This window comes from Aeromonas sp. HMWF015, assembly GCF_963878965.1.
GTDB lineage: Bacteria > Pseudomonadota > Gammaproteobacteria > Enterobacterales > Aeromonadaceae > Aeromonas > Aeromonas veronii.
The window spans coordinates 1-1,366 of sequence record NZ_CAWNZT010000152.1; the positions used below are offsets into that span (position 1 = coordinate 1).

The 1,366-nt window shown below is 57.3% G+C and carries 1 pseudogene; it reads right to left on the reverse strand.

From position 1 onward, the window contains the following. Positions 1-72 precede the first annotated feature (72 nt). Positions 73-1,154, reverse strand: a pseudogene (locus AACS18_RS07790) (IS3 family transposase); the annotation flags it as partial. Between the last annotated feature and the right edge of the window lie 212 nt (positions 1,155-1,366).

A 1,366-nucleotide genomic window follows, 5' to 3' on the forward strand; every position in this document is an offset into this window, starting at 1 on the left:
TGCAGTGCAAAAAGCCAATAAAAACAATGCCAGTCAGGCTTAACTGACTGGCATTAAGGAGAAAGCAAACACTCCCTTCAAAATCCCGCTTACCTGCACCGCCAACGCATTCTGGTAACAGTCATAGCCATCCGTCATCGAGCATTTCACCCCGTACCGTTCGTGTAATGACTGATACACCCCCGAGCAATACTGCACGCCGCGGTCCGAGTGATGGATGAGTTCACCGCCGCCACGCCGTTGCTTCAGCGCTTTCTTGAACGCCATCGCCACCGACTCGGCATGCATTCCTTCGTGCACGTGATGGCCCACTATCTTGCGTGAGTAGGCATCCGTCACCAGGCTCAGGTACAGTGGCCCACTCCTGGCTGGCAGATAAGTGATATCTGCGACCCAGACCTGCTCCGGGGCCACCGGTGTGACCTGCTCTGGCCCCGCCTGGAGCAAGTTGGGATGACTGTAGAAACGGTGAAAACTGTGGGTGGTCTTGTGATACGCCCGCTTAGGCTGCACTAGCAGGCGGTGCTCGGCCAATATCCGAAACAGCCTGTCACGCCCTATCTTGAGCCCGCCATCCTCCTGACCCTGCAGCAGATAATGCAGCTTGCGAGTGCCCACCCGAGGTTGTCGCAGTCGAACCTGACGCACAAAGCGCACCACCTGCAATCCCTGTGCATGGCGCTCGTCGACGACCCGATTGCGCTTTTAGTAAGCCTGCCGGCTTATCCCCAGAAACAGGCAAGCCCTGACAATGGTCAGCCTCTCGACTTGCCGCTGCGAGAGGACTTGCCGGGTCGCTTTTTTACGATGGAGGCGCCGTAGTCATTCTTCAGTACATCGACGACGGCCTCAAAGAACTGGGCCTTCTGACTCATCAGCGCCAGCTGCTGCTCGAGTTCCTTGATGCGCTGTTCGGGCGTCTGGTTGTCAGGGTCAGGCATGGTGATGCTCCTGCCGGCACGCACAGAAGCCCCCTGGCTCCAATCTTGCCGACCATGTTTACGCAACCATACCAGAACAGTGGAGCGGCCCTGAATGCCATAACGCACCTGAGCCTGTTTGTAGGTGAGCTCGCCTTTTTCAATCTGCTCGACCAGCGCCAGTTTAAAAGTCAGCGAGTAATCGCGCTGCGTCCGTTTCACACCTTGTCCCATCGGGTTCTCCATTTATTGGGGGGGAAGGTGTAAACCATATTCAGGACGGGACAAGAGAAATAAAAAAGCCACACCGGTTGGTGTGGCTTTTGTTTAGGGGGTCAACCCGGGTTGCTTAGGGGCGACCGGCCGGGCAGGTGGCCACGTTGACGGCGGCAGTGCTGCCACCGTGACGACCTGATGTGCTCACCTCATTGCGTACCAGCGGCGGG